The sequence below is a fragment of the Solibacillus sp. FSL K6-1523 genome (assembly GCF_038005225.1).
GTDB lineage: Bacteria > Bacillota > Bacilli > Bacillales_A > Planococcaceae > Solibacillus.
Genome location: NZ_JBBOSU010000001.1, coordinates 788,497 through 803,537, shown reverse-complemented (window position 1 = coordinate 803,537; position 15,041 = coordinate 788,497). Strand labels below are relative to the sequence as shown.

The 15,041-nt window shown below is 36.8% G+C and carries 16 protein-coding genes and 1 other annotated feature (1 of these 17 running past the window's edge); of the genes, 5 read left to right on the top strand and 11 right to left on the bottom strand.

From position 1 onward, the window contains the following. Positions 1-402, bottom strand: a complete 402-nt coding sequence (locus MHI10_RS03600) for a YhcN/YlaJ family sporulation lipoprotein (protein WP_340783014.1) — start codon at positions 400-402, stop codon at positions 1-3. A gap of 148 nt (positions 403-550) precedes the next feature. Here MHI10_RS03600 and MHI10_RS03595 point away from each other — a divergent pair, with 148 nt between their 5' ends. Beyond that, positions 551-1,069: a CotY/CotZ family spore coat protein gene (locus tag MHI10_RS03595; RefSeq protein WP_340783011.1), complete on the top strand. Its 519-nt coding sequence runs from the start codon at positions 551-553 to the stop codon at positions 1,067-1,069. Between the two features lie 86 nt (positions 1,070-1,155). Here the strand turns inward: MHI10_RS03595 and MHI10_RS03590 are convergent, their stop codons facing one another. The 6 genes from MHI10_RS03590 to MHI10_RS03565 all read right to left on the bottom strand — a co-directional run bounded on the left by MHI10_RS03590 (position 1,156) and on the right by MHI10_RS03565 (position 6,272). After that, positions 1,156-1,473 carry a 4-diphosphocytidyl-2C-methyl-D-erythritol kinase gene (locus MHI10_RS03590; protein WP_340783008.1) on the bottom strand — a complete coding sequence of 106 codons (318 nt, stop codon included), beginning with the start codon at positions 1,471-1,473 and terminating at the stop codon, positions 1,156-1,158. Between the two features lie 50 nt (positions 1,474-1,523). Next, complete coding sequence (gene mgtE, locus MHI10_RS03585; RefSeq protein ID WP_340783007.1) at positions 1,524-2,900, bottom strand: magnesium transporter; 1,377 nt, start codon at positions 2,898-2,900, stop codon at positions 1,524-1,526. 518 nt (positions 2,901-3,418) lie between these two features. Then, on the bottom strand, positions 3,419-4,306 hold the full coding sequence (locus MHI10_RS03580; RefSeq protein WP_340783005.1) for an RluA family pseudouridine synthase: 888 nt from the start codon (positions 4,304-4,306) through the stop codon (positions 3,419-3,421). A 15-nt stretch (positions 4,307-4,321) separates the two neighbouring features. Continuing rightward, entirely contained in the window at positions 4,322-5,116 is a 795-nt protein-coding gene (locus MHI10_RS03575) for an NAD kinase (protein WP_340783003.1), read from the bottom strand. Continuing rightward, positions 5,113-5,793, bottom strand: coding sequence for a GTP pyrophosphokinase (locus tag MHI10_RS03570; RefSeq protein ID WP_340783001.1), 681 nt, complete (start codon positions 5,791-5,793; stop codon positions 5,113-5,115). Before MHI10_RS03570 ends, MHI10_RS03575 begins: the two co-directional genes overlap by 4 nt. An 86-nt stretch (positions 5,794-5,879) precedes the next feature. Next, on the bottom strand, positions 5,880-6,272 hold the full coding sequence (locus MHI10_RS03565) for a UPF0738 family protein (RefSeq protein ID WP_340782999.1): 393 nt from the start codon (positions 6,270-6,272) through the stop codon (positions 5,880-5,882). Positions 6,273-6,387: 115 nt separating this feature from the next. Between MHI10_RS03565 and MHI10_RS03560 the strand changes: the two genes are divergently transcribed. The 4 genes from MHI10_RS03560 (at position 6,388) to MHI10_RS03545 (ending at position 9,217) form a co-directional block, all read left to right on the top strand. Then, positions 6,388-6,975, top strand: coding sequence for a CYTH domain-containing protein (locus tag MHI10_RS03560; protein WP_340782998.1), 588 nt, complete (start codon positions 6,388-6,390; stop codon positions 6,973-6,975). A gap of 22 nt (positions 6,976-6,997) precedes the next feature. Continuing rightward, the gene (locus MHI10_RS03555) at positions 6,998-7,756 is read left to right on the top strand and encodes a lytic transglycosylase domain-containing protein (RefSeq protein ID WP_340782997.1); all 759 of its coding nucleotides are present in this window, start codon (positions 6,998-7,000) and stop codon (positions 7,754-7,756) included. A gap of 259 nt (positions 7,757-8,015) precedes the next feature. Continuing rightward, positions 8,016-8,414, top strand: coding sequence for a globin domain-containing protein (locus MHI10_RS03550; RefSeq protein ID WP_340782995.1), 399 nt, complete (start codon positions 8,016-8,018; stop codon positions 8,412-8,414). After that, on the top strand, positions 8,411-9,217 hold the full coding sequence (locus MHI10_RS03545; RefSeq protein ID WP_340782994.1) for a DsbA family protein: 807 nt from the start codon (positions 8,411-8,413) through the stop codon (positions 9,215-9,217). The genes MHI10_RS03550 and MHI10_RS03545 overlap by 4 nt, the downstream gene beginning before the upstream one ends. Positions 9,218-9,799: 582 nt before the next feature. On the opposite strand, the gene pepF is transcribed toward MHI10_RS03545, so the two are convergent. From pepF to spxA, 4 genes are all read right to left on the bottom strand, one after another. Next, positions 9,800-11,608 carry an oligoendopeptidase F gene (gene pepF, locus MHI10_RS03540; protein WP_340782993.1) on the bottom strand — a complete coding sequence of 603 codons (1,809 nt, stop codon included), beginning with the start codon at positions 11,606-11,608 and terminating at the stop codon, positions 9,800-9,802. A gap of 62 nt (positions 11,609-11,670) precedes the next feature. Further along, the gene (locus MHI10_RS03535; RefSeq protein WP_340782991.1) at positions 11,671-12,801 is read right to left on the bottom strand and encodes a competence protein CoiA; all 1,131 of its coding nucleotides are present in this window, start codon (positions 12,799-12,801) and stop codon (positions 11,671-11,673) included. 222 nt (positions 12,802-13,023) lie between these two features. Further along, a complete protein-coding gene (gene mecA, locus MHI10_RS03530) occupies positions 13,024-13,668 on the bottom strand; it encodes an adaptor protein MecA (RefSeq protein WP_340782990.1) in 645 nt (214 codons plus the stop codon). Positions 13,669-14,081: 413 nt separating this feature from the next. Beyond that, positions 14,082-14,480, bottom strand: coding sequence for a transcriptional regulator SpxA (gene spxA / locus MHI10_RS03525; RefSeq protein ID WP_057984275.1), 399 nt, complete (start codon positions 14,478-14,480; stop codon positions 14,082-14,084). Between the two features lie 480 nt (positions 14,481-14,960). Beyond that, positions 14,961-15,041 (top strand) — a binding site (T-box leader); it runs 136 nt beyond the window's last position.

The window sequence follows — 15,041 nt, the reverse complement described above, 5'->3', positions numbered from 1 at the left end:
TTACGTTTCCTCCTTCGCTAACTTTTTCAGATGTTGTATTTTCTCATGAACGGCTTGTTGATCCTGATTTTCCATAATCTTAGAGGTTTCCCAAAATAATTTAAAATCCGTCGAAACGGTCACATTCAGATTCGTAAATTTTTCCTCTAGTTTTCGTTTCCAGCTTTCTTCTACTTTTTTGCGATGCCATTTTTCCAATGGCTTCACCTGCATCGCTACAACTAACTCATCATTTAAGAAAATAACATTCGCCTCGTCAATGGCTTTTGCTTCTTTCAATAAATGCTGAACTTCCTGCTTATTCTTTTCATCGTTTACAGATTGATATACGAAAACCTTTTCTCGCTCACCACAGCCAACTAACAATAAAACAAAACATACTACGACAAACCATTTTCGCAATGAGATCCCCCTTTTCAAATCTTTTATCAAAGTATTGCCTTTCCAATTTTTATTTATTCATTAACTACAGAACAATACAATCGCCCGAGCCATTTTTCACATTGGTCATATTGTAGAGAGAATTTAAGATTGAATGGAGGTGAAATTTATGGGATGTGGAAGAGGTAATGAATCTGGTGGTCAATCATCAAAACGCGGTTGTGTATGTGAAGTTGTGCGCTCTATTCTAGAAATTCAAAATGCAGCAACGCAAAATGAATGTTCAGGTTGTACAACGAGCTGTTTCTTAGAACCACTAGGAGGCATCGTTAGTCCAGCGCGTCATTCTGCTGATACGCGTGTATTTACACTATTGACAAAATCAGGATGTCCGTTCTTCTCAACATTTAGCTCGACTGAAATGGAATGCGACGACGTTTGTACATCAATTTATTTCCGCGTAGAGGATGTATTCGATAGTTGCTGTGCAACATTACGTGTACTTATTCCTTTAGACGATTGCAAGCACCCTGTACAATTATTACATGACCACGGTTGTGAAATTAACATGCGTAAAGTGTGTGAAGTAGTTCATTTTGCTCCATCAGATAGCTGTATTACGGTTGATCTTGATTGTTTCTGTGCAGTGCAATGTATCGCTGACGTAAATCTTGGAATTTGTAACTAATCACGAACCAAAGTCATTCACTTATGATTAAATATTTCACTTAAACGTGCAAAAATGGGAAGCCCCACCAAAGGCTTCCCATTTTTTTATGAAGAACTATAAATTGCTACTATATCATTGCCATCAATGATTCGTACGCTATCAAAGCATTGTAATTTTACATCACATTCATTCAACTGTTCGATTGAGGCAACAATTTTTTCACCTGACTTTAAAACAATCATTAAAGGTCGGGGGTCTTTCGAGGGTCTTGAAAAAAAATGAAGTTGCTTTGCAATTAATGCGTTTTGAATTTTTTTAGGGGGAGTAGATATTAGTTCGTAAATAGACGTACTTTCTTCAACTTCAATCGACTCGCGGTAAAAACTCGGCGTATCAATAAAGAGTAACGGATGAAATTCCACTTTACACATCCTTTTTTCTTACAATATGCAATAGATACCCAACCTGTTCGTTACATAATTTGACTAATAAACGTAGAAGCTAAACCTAAGTAAATTAAAATACTCGTTACATCATTTAATGTTGTAATAAAAGGCCCCGATGCAACAGCTGGATCGACCCCCATTTTATGCATTAATAATGGGATAAATGATCCTGCTAGCGTTGCCACAATAATCGAGCAACAAATAGCCGCGCCTACTAATAATCCGATCATTAAAGACTGTTTCCAAATAAAAATAACACCGACAACAAGTGCACCACTTACAATTCCCATAATGACCCCTGTGCCGAGCTCGCGTAAAACAAGCTTAAACTTACTTTTCCCACCAATATCTCCTGTTGCAATACCACGAACAGCTACAGCAAGTGCTTGTGTGCCACTATTTCCGGATGTTCCTGAAATGAGCGGAATAAATGTTGCAAGTAATGCCACTTTATCCAATGTCGCTTCAAAAATCCCCATTAAGCTGGACGTAAACATTCCTAAAAATAACAAAATAATAAGCCATGGCAATCGTTTTCTAGCTGCTTTTATTGGACCTGCATCGATATCATCCATATCCGAAATACCCGCTAATTTGGAGTAATCGTCCTCAGCTTCTTCATCGATAACATCAATAATATCGTCGACTGTAATAATTCCTTGTAATTCACGTTTATCATTAATAACGGGAATCGCTAAAAAGTTATAATCTTTCATAATAAGCGCGATGCCTTCTTGATCATCCGTCACTTTTACCGATACAACACGATCGCTCATAATGTTACGAATGAGTGTATCTTCATTGGCAATAATTAAATCACGTAACGACATAACACCCGTTAATTGATGGGCATTATTGACAACAAATATATAATAAATCGTTTCTGCAGTTGGTGCCTCTTTACGGAGAACAGCCATAGCCGAGCGCACAGTAGATGTTTCTAAAATCGAAACATACTCTGTTGTCATAATGGCACCCGCTGTATATTCTTCGTAACCTAATAATTCATTAATCTCTTCAGCCGTTTCGCTATCCATCATTTCTAAATAGCTTTCACGTTGTTCATTATCTAATTCATTTAAGACGTCAACGGCATCATCCGCATACATAAAGCTTAACATCGCAGCACCGTATGCTGTATCCATCTCATTTAAGAAACTTTCATATTCATCATCATCTAGCTCAATTGCTTCAAAAATGGTTGCCATTTCTTGAGGGGATAAAAAGCGATAGATGATCTGTCGTATGTCTGGTCCCACCTCTTCATAAAACTGGGCTTGATCATACGGGTGAAGTACTAAAAAATGTTCACGAAATACTTCAATATTTTCTTCTACTAATAGTATCCGTAATAATTCTCTATCATATTGGGCTTCCATATTTGTGGATTTTTCTTCTATCATGCTTGTTCCCCTCCTCTCGTTTTTTTGATGACGCATTATTCTAGTACGTAATGTAGACTCACGTCAAGTAACTTTTTGCCATTGGTGCATTAATCAATTACGCCTCGGCGTAATTGCGTCCAGATTTTTTCGAGCTCGCTCGAAAAACTCCCCTAAAAAATCTGTGACATCCGCCGGGGCTTGGGTCAACACGATGTTGGTCACAAAGGCGTTGTCACAGGACGTGACGGGTTTAGCCTTTGTTCCCCAATTCAGCTAGGTTTGAATCTCCACTTTTAGAAGTAGGAGACTTCTGTACCTATCGCTCTGCTTACGGTACAAATGAATTTGCAGAATCAAGTTAACATGTTATGCGAGCTTAAGTACATATGGGTAAAACAATTTCGATTTGCCCATATCATTTCTAATACATTGTAGGTTATTTAAGCTAGCTAAGCACATGAAACGCATATTCAGCTTTATTTTTTCCCACTATAAAACCACCATTCAACAAAATAAAAATGGTGGTTTGTGCATAATCAATTATTTAGAAGTGCAATGAAATCGATGGGTAATTGACTTTCAAATGTCATGACTTCACCTGTAAGCGGATGTGGAAATTGAACAAATACGCAATGAAGCGCTTGACGATCTAATGCTTGCTGACAGCCCCCATATAAGTCATCTCCTACTAATGGGTGACCAATATATGCCATATGAACACGTATTTGATGCGTTCTTCCTGTGTATAGCTTTAATCGCACATGTGAATTTTTATCACCATGCTTTAAAACCATTACATCAGTATGTGCAGCTTGTCCATCTGCGCTTACTTGTCGTTCAATAATGCTCGTATCTTTTCTTCCAATCGGCGCTTTGATCGACTGTTTTACTACTTCAACTTGTCCTTCAACAATCGCCTCATACTCACGCTGAAGTTGTTCGCTTTTTTGCTGCTCACTCAGTAAATGATGGATGTGACGATGTTTGGCAATAATCATTAAACCCGACGTATCGCGGTCCAAACGTGTAACAATATGAACCGTTGATGCTATGCCTTGCTGCCCGAAATAACCACGCACATAGTTCGCAACACTTCCACTCGGATGCTCCCTCGAAGGAATTGTGCTCATGTAAGCGGGTTTATTAATGACAAGTAATGCTTCATCCTCATAAACAATAGCAAGTTCACCATATTCCGCTAACAGCCCTTCACTCACTTCTTCTAGTGGGAAAATAATTGTCACAACATCTCCACAGTTCAAAGGATGCCGAACATTGCGCTCCTCACCATTTACATAAAGAGCTCCACCATCAAATTTAACAGCGGTTAATGTGCGCTTTGAAATACCAAAACCCGCTAATGCATCTCTTAGTAATTGACCGTCTTCTTGTACTGTAAATTGTAATTGATATCTTTTATCCATAAGGCTCCGTCCGTTCTATTCATTCGCAACAAATGAATCGTGCACGCGCTCCCAGAACGGGAATGGACGGAATCGCGCAAAACGAACACGTTCATTCGCCACATTAAACATAATTGACTTCACGTCCGTTTCAGTCATGCTAATATGGTCCACTGTCATATTAAATTGTTGGTCATTCACCGGCTTCAATGCGCAGTTATGGTGCGCTGGCAATACAAGTGAAGACCCTACCGTACGGAACACGCGGTTGTTAATCGACGCCATTTCTGTAATTTGGAAAGCTTGCAATGTTGGATGTATAATGGCTCCACCTAACGCTTTGTTATAAGCCGTACTTCCAGATGGAGTTGAAACACATAAGCCATCTCCTCGGAAGCGTTCAAAATGGTCCCCATTCAGTTCGACATCCATCACAAGCGTGACATCTGGTGATTTAATCGTTACTTCATTTAATGCTAAAAAAACGCTCGATTCTGAATGTTTACGGTGCACTTGTACTTCTAAAAGGGGATATTCAACAACATTAAACTCTTTTTTCGCAATCGACAGGACAAGCTTTTCAAGTTCTGAAGGCTTCCAATCAGCATAAAATCCTAAATGCCCTGTATGAATTCCGACAAATGCGGTTTTATCTAAACGGTTCGAATAGCGATGAAATGCGTGCAATAACGTTCCATCTCCACCGATTGACAGGACAATATCTGGGGCTTCTTCATCTAAGATTAAACCAAATTCTGTTAAATATGATTTTGCGAGCTCCATCAATTCATTTGATTGGTCATCTCGGCGTGATTGAACTGCAAATTTCACTCTTTGCCACGCTCCTTTTTATCCGTTGATGTATGAATAGCTAGATTTGGTACTTCTTTAAATTCGTTGAAATAGGCTTGTGCATCTTGAATTTCACTGCGTATAGATGACATTTCCTCATCTAAGCGGAAAGCAGCCTCGGCAGCACTTTGTAGCCGATTTTTAATTTCTTCAGGAAATACGCCTTTATATTTATAGTTTAATGAATGCTCTATCGATGCCCAAAAATTCATCGCTAGTGTACGAATTTGAATTTCTGCCACGACGACAATGCGACCTTGTATCGTTTCGACTGGATACTCGATAATCATATGATGCGAACGGTAACCACTTGGTTTGCTATTTGAAATATAATCTTTTTCCTCAATAACTTTCAGATCATCTCGTTGACGAATTAGCTCGGTTACTGTCGCAATATCATCAACAAACTGGCACATAATACGGATTCCTGCAATATCTTGTAGCTCATTTCCTAAATGTGCAGATGGTTCGAATGGTAGCGCTTTAGCACGTGATTTATCATAAATACTCGCTAAAGGTTTTACCCTTCCTGTGACAAACTCAATTGGCGAATTCGCGTTCGTAATACCAAATTGTGATCGCATCCCTTTTAATTTTATCTTCAGTTCGTCCACCGCTTGTTTGTATGGACTTAAAAAAATATCCCATTGTCCCATCTACAAAACCTCCTAACATGAAATAGTAGAGAATTCCCTATTACCTCATCAACCACGTTCATTTGTTTACTTATTTGTTCAGTTAATTATACTTCATTCAGGGCAAAAAATCGGGAAAATTGTTGTTCAACTGCTGCTACAAATAACTCCCCATAATTCCCATTTCCTTCAATATTAAATAATAACATGTTTAATTCTTCAACAAAATTCGTTAATTCGATTCGACCAGTATTCCAAGTTAAATATGGTGTTTGTTTCGTTAAAATCATTTGCAATAATTGCGGCCATAGCTCCTTAGAAAAGCTTATGTAACTATACGCATTGTTTTCTTCGACTATGTAAAGAAAAGACTCATTATCAGAATCCACAATTACTTGACCCGTTGCTTCTAATTGTATCTGTAGTTCCTTTTCATTTAAAATAAAGTGTAGTTCTTGATTGATTATTTCAAACCGTTCAATTGTATATAATTTACGCAATGAATACTACTCCTTTTTCAAAATATTCTCTTCTTATTTTACCATATAGAATAGTATGATGCGAAAAACGAACGAGTAAAAAAGAAAAACAAAATGATAAAAAGGATGATTATAAATGAGCCAACAAATCGAAATTGAATTTAAAAATTTACTAACAAAAGAACAATACGAACGACTGCTACTTGAGTTTTCCGTAGAAGCCACTCAAATCGAGCGACAAGTTAATCATTATTTCGACACACCAGAACAGCACTTAAAAAATTTACACAGCGGCTTGCGTATTCGAACGGTCAGTGAAAATATCGAATGTACATTAAAAGAAAAAACAGCGGAACATCAACATTTAGAGACAACGGAACAATTAAATACGAAACAAGCCGAACAAATGCTAGCTGGTCAATCACTTCCAGCCCCCTCTATTCGTGAACGTTTGCAAGATTTACAAGTGCCTTTGCAGGATTTGCAATGTTTTGGAACACTGACAACCGATCGTGTCGAATTACCTTATGAAGGGGGTCTCCTCGTCTTTGATCATTCTTTTTATTTGCACTGTGAAGATTATGAGGTAGAATATGAAACAAATGATGAAGCGTTTGGAAAAAATATTTTCTCGCAGTTTTTGCTAAAATATGACATAAAGCCTCAGCCCACGCCGAAGAAAATCGCGCGTTTTATGACGGCTTTACACCATCAGAAAGGTTAGGTGTTTTATGGATCTTACATCAATGAAAACGTTATTAGAGCTACAATCCATGCAAAATTTAACGACTCAAAATGATACGAATTCAAACGCTCTTTCTTCAGGCTCCTCCCTATTTTCCGAGCTCATTGAGGATTTATTAAGAAAGCAATCAACGAACACATCCAATCTTTTTAACGAATTAGGTACAATCAATTCTTCTCAAGATTTGTTATCGACGCTTCAATCGAATGGGACTACGACAGGGGGAGTTTCTACAAATCCCTATTTAGCCACATTTTTATTGAACAGTTCTGGAACATTTTCCAATAATCCAAATATCGGTAACAGCGATGTATTATCACCATTAGCGCCGTACACGACAGACTATACAGGACAGCAAGCCTATGCAGATGTGCTTGCAAATGCTGAAAAATATCGCGATGTCATTACTCAAGCTGCCGAAACGTATAATTTACCAGAAAAGTTAATTGCGGCTGTCATTAAACAAGAATCGAATTTCAATCCGAATGTCATGAGTTCTGCTGGCGCGTCTGGTTTAATGCAACTCATGCCAACGACTGCAAAATATTTGGGCGTAACAGATCGTCAAAACCCTACACAAAATATTATGGGCGGCGCAAAATATTTACGTCAAATGCTCGATCAATTTGACAATGACATTTCTACAGCACTTGCAGCCTATAATGCTGGACCTGGGAACGTTAAAAAGTACGGTGGAATCCCGCCATTTAAAGAAACACAAAATTATGTAACAAAGGTATTAGGCTATTTCAAAGCTTAAAAGAACGAACTTTAAATTTTATTAGGGCACTTTATTTGAGAAAACAGAAATACGTTGCTAGAATAATTGTATAGCCTAAATTTAATTTGCCGTAGCAAATTAAAGCCTCCGGCGGATGTCACAGATTTTTAGGGGAGCTTTTCGAGCAAGCTCGAAAAAAATCTGGACGCAATTACGCCAAGGCGTAATTGAATTTTCCTTTACATAAGGATGGTTTGTTCGATCAATGGTCGAAGTACGACATAAAGGGGTAAAACTAATGAATCGAAACTATACGATTCCTTACGAGGAACTCGGTGCTGAAAAGCTATCTGAACTATTAAACGCATTCTACTCTCGAGTGGCGAAGCACCCTTTACTTATTCCGATTTTTCCGGAAGATTTAACTGAAACAATTCGTAAACAAATACAATTTCAAACGCAGTATCTTGGAGGCCCTAATCTGTTTACAGAAGAACATGGTCACCCAATGATGCGCGCTAGACATATGCATTTTAAAATTACACCTGATCGTGCACAGGCATGGCTTGAATGTATGGCTGAGGCAATGGATGAAGTTGGCTTAGACGGTAAATTCCGCGAAGTCTATTTCAAACGCCTTGCATTAACTGCTCACCATATGGTCAACGCTCCGAATGATGAGGAGGGATTTGAGTGAATAATGTCCAACTGTTACAACAATCAATCGCACCTTCTACATGTAATAAGCCAATAGAGTTATATATTTTTATCGACCCACTTTGCCCAGAAGCCTTAGCAATGCAAGGTACATTACGCAAATTACAGGTCGAGTATGAACATTACTTTACATGTCGATATATTCTCAGTACGGAGCTTACATCATTAAATAGTATTAGTAACCGTATTAAAGGGTGTGTTTCAGGAGCAGAATTGGATATTACACATCCAGCATTACCATCTATCGCAATTAAAGCCGCTGAATTACAAGGTAAACGAGCAGGCTTTCGCTATTTAAACAAAGTACAAGAAATCGCTGCATTAAATACGCGTAATATTCATTCGCATGCAACATTACTTGAAGTTGCTCATGAAGTGAATCTAGACATGAATGAATTCACTACTGATTTCGGCTCAAAGGAAGCAGCTCGCTCTTTCCAATGCGATCTTCACTTAACAAATGAAATGGAAATTGACGAAGTTCCAAGTATCGTATTTTTCAATGAACGTATTGAGGATGAAGGTTTAAAAGTGAGTGGATCTTATACTTATGAAGTTTATGAGCATATTTTGCAGGAGTTGCTCGGAGAAGAGTTAATCCGTCAACCTATCCCACCACTCGAAAAATTGTTCGACCGTTTTAACACATTATCAACAGCTGAAGTTGCAGAAATTTATACAATTAGTGAAGCATCTGCAGAACGCGAATTAAAAAAGCGCATGCTTCAACAAAAAGTAGAGCGCCTTATGACAGACGATATTACAATGTGGCGTGCAAGATAAGGCAATATTTCCACCAAGTTTTTATTTAGAGTTACGCCTATTTCAGCTATACTTCTAGTTTGCGTTAAGATGTTAACCATGTGTTCCGCTCTTATATAATTATTTATTCTAACAGCTAACTCCTTTTAATAGGGGGGAGCTGTTTTTTTCATATGTTTTCATTTTTTCAAAACAAAAGAGACACCACTATCCTCGACGATAGGGTGTCTCTTTTTCACAAAGGGGATGGGAGAAATGTTCACGTTCAAACAAAGGGGTGTATGTTTGTTATGTGATTTATTTCACGTATATTACTTTATCATAGAATAATAACTGTTTCAATGCATCTTGCATTGTTTCACAAATTCGTCATATAGTAAGCGTTTTCACCTATTTGTATGACACATATGCTCTTTTCGACAAAGTTCCCCCTTCAAAATATCACAAAGAAACCTTGATACCACTACTTTTCTATATAAATATAATGTGTTGTACTATTTCATATCCTTTGTGAAATAGTAATTGAGCATTTTTGGTTTTTAAATAGAATTTCTCCTCACAAAGGAGAAAACACACTGAGATTTCAGTGTGTTTTCTTCCGATTTAATTATTCAACAATAACTTTTCTAGTTCTGTTAATTTCTCTTCAAATACTTTACATGCGAGTGCAATCGGTTCAGGTGATTCCATATCAACACCAGCAGCTTTTAATACTTCAATTGGGAAGTCTGAGCAACCTGCTTTTAAGAAGTTGTTAATATAACGGTCTACTGCTGGCTGCCCTTCTTCTAAGATTTGCTTGCTTAATGCTGTTGCAGCTGATTGCCCCGTTGCATATTGGTAAACATAATAGTTATAGTAGAAGTGCGGAATTCTCGCCCATTCTAAGCCAATTTCTTCATCCACTGTTATATCATCACCGAAATACTGTTTGTTTAAGTTGTAATAAATCTCCGTTAACTTTTCCGCTGTTAACGCCTCACCATTACGATCCATTTCATGAACCTTATGCTCGAACTCAGCGAACATTGTTTGGCGGAAAACGGTACCACGGAATCCATCTAACCATTGATTTAATAAGTAAATTTTTTGTTTGTCATCATCTAAAGTTTTCATTAAATAATCAAATAATAATTCTTCATTGCATGTTGAAGCTACTTCTGCAACGAAAATGGAATAGTCTGCGTATGGATACGGTTGATTCGCCCGTGAATAGAAACTATGCATACTGTGGCCAAACTCATGTGCTAACGTATACAAGTTGTTGACGTTGTTTTGCCAGTTCATTAACACATATGGATTCGTTCCAAATGTACCAGATGAATATGCACCACTGCGCTTCCCTTTGTTTTCTAACACGTCTACCCAGCGAGAATCTAAGCCTTTTTGAACGCTGGCTTGATACTCTTTACCTAGTGGCGCAAAGCTGTCTACCATCATCTTTTTCGCTTCATCATACGTTACTTCCATTTTCACTTCTTTTACAAGTGGTGTAAATAAATCGTACATATGCAGCTCATCCACACCTAATACTTTTTTGCGCAATGAAATGTAACGATGCACTACTGGTAAGAAGTCATGAATCGTCGAAATTAATTGATCGTATACTTTTTCCGGAATAAAGTTATTACTTAATGCAGCATGGCGTGCGGATTCGTAATTGCGAATTTTTGCATCCGCATTATGCGCTTTGACATTGCCAGACAACGTAGTGGCAAATGTATTTTTAAATTGACCATACACTTGATACATTGCCTTAAATGCCGCTTCTCGTACATCACGATTATCACTTTCTAACATCGTGATATAGTTGCCGTGCGTTAATTGAACATCTTCCCCGTCCTCATTTTTAATGATCGGGAATTCTAAATCAGCGTTATTTAATGCGCTAAATGTATTACCTGATGCAGAAGACACTTCGGATAGCTGTGCTAGTAATTCTTCTTTTTCAGCAGATAATACATGTGGGCGCCCTAAATTTAATTCTTTTAAGCTTTGTTTATACAGTTCCAGTGGCTCATAGCTCGCTACATAGCTATCCAATGTCGCTTCATCTAACGCTAAAATTTCCGGTGTAATAAATGACCATGTCGCACCCATTTTTGCTGCTGATGAACGAATACGACCGTCTAAATCTTGGTATTTACTGTTTGTTGTATCTTGATCGTGTTTCAAATGTGAATACACATATAATTTGTGCAGACGCTCCATTAATTGATTACTAAACTGCAACGTATTGTATAAACTTTCAGCGCTGTCAGCTACTTTTCCTTTAAAATTGGCGGCTTGCTCTGATAATTTTTCTACTTCTTTTAATTCCACTTCCCAAGCATCATCTGTCGCAAATATCGTAGATAAATCCCACGTTAAATGCTCAGGTACTTCGTCACGTGTTAATACTTTTTTAGACATTCGGTATTTCCCCCATCCTTATTATAGCGATATTCAAAATTATAAATCTATTTTAAGCAATTTTAAGCAGGTATTGCAAATAATTCCTCGTACAGGACGGAAAATAGTTGTTCCGATGGTACTTCACCATGAATCGTTTCAATTTCCAGCTTTCTTAATACCATTAAATATTGCGTTACCGCCCTTAGCAAATCATCGTTTTCTAACATTTTCGACCACTCTAAAAAGTATGGTATCGCTTTTAAATGAAAGGTTTGCGGTGTTAATTGATGCCGTTCCATAAAGTAAAAAAGTTGGAGTTGCCATTCTACACAAAAAATGTCGGATTGCTCATTGTTTGACAGTGGAATTCCAATAAAATTCGGCAGCTTCGATACGGTTAACTTTAGTTCATAAATCGCACGCAACAAAGTATCATTAACCCCTCTTCTACTGAGAAGAAGTCTGGCATGTAAATATTGAAATCGATAGGCCAAAAACCTTGTAAGCATTCCTTTAAATTGATTTTCAGTTATCTTTTTAGGAACAAAAAACGGGAATAGTTGCTTCATCAGAGGAATGGATTGAATATAGCCAAAGTATTGCTGACCATGAATCGGTAGTAAATTACTTATATAATAAAATGTACGACTATGTACATCATAGCTTAGTAAATATTTCTGATTTTTATACATTTGAATATATTGGGCATTCGTATGATTAATCGAAAGCTTCGTTAAGCCTCGAGATTTAAATTGTTCATTAGGAGTTTGAATAATCCACATGGGCATAATTTGAATGTCTTTATAACCTTCTGTACGCTTTTGGTATTTTTGTGGGGAAAGGCGACTACATTGAAATTCAATCGCATATTTTTGTGTTCCTTTTGTAATTAGTAAATCTGGTCGTTGTTGTATAGCGGGTAAGTACGGTTCTAGTACAGGTTGCAATTGCAGTTGTTGAAAGAGTTCCTGTAAATGTTGCTTCCCTAATAAGTGGGCATAGGATTCCCCTTCTGAAAATAACGCGTCACAGTCACTTTTCTTAACATGCGCAAAATGGGGGATTTTAATTTGTCCAATTTTTAAGATGAGCAACGCTTTACATTGCGGGCAATAAAATTGAGCCGTTTTCTTTAATGCTTGTAATTGTTCTTGAGGTGTCGATCTATTTAATTGAAACAGTTGTTGTTGTTCCGTTAATGCGACAAGCATAATGCACCACCCCCTTATGTATCATCGTAACGATTTTACCGTTGCATTTCAACTTACGAAATGTTACTGTTGGCAAACTTCCATTTTGAACGCTCGTTTTTATTGAAAAATAAATTTTGCGTATGTGTAGCAATATTCATTCTAGTATAAAAAACGCAAAAATACCGTTTTGAAATGAATCAAAACGGCATGTGCTTGCTTATTGACAATGGAAGCTTGATTTTAGAAATAACTCGCGATTGTTTCGAAACAATCTTCCGAAATAATCACTTCTCCATACTCTTCCAATCTATGAATTGTCATTTTAGATGATGATAAATATTCACTGCAGAGCGCAATCATATTTTTTGCTTCCTGCTGATCTAAATCGAGTAAATCCACAACTAAATAATAGTATCCTTCACATTGATATAGCGCGGATTTTACGCCGAATAATGATGCGCGTCTTGCAAGCGGTACTAATTCATCGATATCTTTAAAACGGAATCGTGCATTTTCAATTGGTTCCTCTTCTTTATTTTTACCAAGAGAATTAAAAAGCGCTTCTTCCATATCTGTTAATTGGTCTGTTATATCATGACTTTCTTCAAAAGGGCCTACCATTGATGAAGCATCGGAGTCATTATTGACAGATGCGCGTGTCACGACAACTTCCAAGCCAACTTCTGATGCATTTATGTGAATCCAAATCGGACCATCTAAATCAAAGTAATCTTCCGTATTCACCTCGCCAATAACATCCCAGAAAAGCTCTTCCCCTTTTGCACGATTATACCAAATCTCCTCACGACTATAGCCGCGATCCTCGATATCACTATACGTAATAAAAAGTTTTAACGTATTTTCGTTAATGCGTTCGATGTCCATTAGACTTCAACTCCTTTCACAGTCAATCATTGAACTACACAGTATATCAGTCAATTTCGCCTTCGCAAAAATTGCGTCCAGTAGATGTGTTCTACTAAACAGAACTAAACCAAATTTATTTCACTTAAAGTGCAATGTAAATCCATCGTGCTCTACAAAATCTGAGCTAAATACCCTATTTTACAGTAGTAGGATATCTATAACTCTATTGTATGATGGATTGCATGAAAATGAAAAGGAAAAACATTATTGTAGCGAAATTATTTGAATACTTGAAATTGTATTGTACCTTTACATCGAAATCAAGGCTAACACCTTTCAATTCCGTTATTTGATGAGTTGATAGACCATGGCGATAAAAAAAGATGTTACAGCAGCAAATTTGCATGAGTAACATCCATCATAAAATTTATTTAGTTAACCATTCGTTGCGCTTCTTGTAGTTGATAAGCACGAACTTTACGAGGTAGGAATCGACGAATTTCATCTTCGTTATAACCTACTTGTAATCGTTTTTTATCTAAAATAATCGGACGACGTAATAATCCTGGATATTCTTGAATAAGCTCATATAACCGCTGCAGAGGTAAATTTTCTACATCTACATTTAGTTTTTGGAAGATTTTTGATCTCGTCGAAATGATTTCATCTGTACCATCTTCTGTCATACTTAAAATTTCTTTGATTTCACTAATTGTAAGTGGTTCAGAAAAAATGTTGCGTTCTGTATACGAGATATCATGCTCTTCTAACCATGCTTTCGCTTTTCGACATGAAGTACAACTTGGTGAAGTAAATAATGTTACTAACATTGTCTCACTCCCTCTCCTCATTAAATCAATTTCCTTCGTTAAGCGGATAAAAACGCTTGAAATGAAGTAAATTAGAATGTGGACGATTTAATCGTTAATTTAGAATTAATTTAATTTAATACTATGCTTTTATTATACAGGAAAAGACATCATTTGAATATACTTTGTCAACAAATAAACGCTTGTTTCCGCAAAAAAAATATGCACATTTTTTCTCTTAAAAGACCATTTCCTATAATAATTATGTCTTCCCTTTAAAAACTACCCCAAAGACGGATTACCTAAACATATTTCGCCCCAATTTTTTTCTCAATTATGAACAACAATTGAGAAAAATAAACTGTAATCTAATCACCATTAAAAAAGCTATTAGTAATACTACTATGTCCATAATTCACGTTTTTTATTCAAAAAGATTGATGCCTCATAATAATATTTGCATTTTTTCTAATAAGTACGATATAATCACATTCAATATTATGAAAAACGATGACGAAGAGTAGTACATTTAATTCAGAATGTAAAGAGAGTCTGTGGACGGTGCAAACAGATCATTCATTA

Bases quoted from the DNA above. Each gene is read 5' to 3' on its own strand.
- MHI10_RS03595 (WP_340783011.1), top strand. From the start codon at position 551: ATGGGATGTGGAAGAGGTAATGAATCTGGTGGTCAATCATCAAAACGC.
- MHI10_RS03570 (WP_340783001.1), bottom strand. From the start codon at position 5,793: ATGGGACAATGGGATATTTTTTTAAGTCCATACAAACAAGCGGTGGAC.
- MHI10_RS03550 (WP_340782995.1), top strand. From the start codon at position 8,016: ATGAATCGAAACTATACGATTCCTTACGAGGAACTCGGTGCTGAAAAG.
- mgtE (WP_340783007.1), bottom strand. From the start codon at position 2,900: ATGATAGAAGAAAAATCCACAAATATGGAAGCCCAATATGATAGAGAA.
- MHI10_RS03555 (WP_340782997.1), top strand. From the start codon at position 6,998: ATGAAAACGTTATTAGAGCTACAATCCATGCAAAATTTAACGACTCAA.
- MHI10_RS03580 (WP_340783005.1), bottom strand. From the start codon at position 4,306: ATGGATAAAAGATATCAATTACAATTTACAGTACAAGAAGACGGTCAA.
- MHI10_RS03560 (WP_340782998.1), top strand. From the start codon at position 6,388: ATGAGCCAACAAATCGAAATTGAATTTAAAAATTTACTAACAAAAGAA.
- mecA (WP_340782990.1), bottom strand. From the start codon at position 13,668: ATGGACATCGAACGCATTAACGAAAATACGTTAAAACTTTTTATTACG.
- pepF (WP_340782993.1), bottom strand. From the start codon at position 11,608: ATGTCTAAAAAAGTATTAACACGTGACGAAGTACCTGAGCATTTAACG.
- spxA (WP_057984275.1), bottom strand. From the start codon at position 14,480: ATGTTAGTAACATTATTTACTTCACCAAGTTGTACTTCATGTCGAAAA.
- MHI10_RS03535 (WP_340782991.1), bottom strand. From the start codon at position 12,801: ATGCTTGTCGCATTAACGGAACAACAACAACTGTTTCAATTAAATAGA.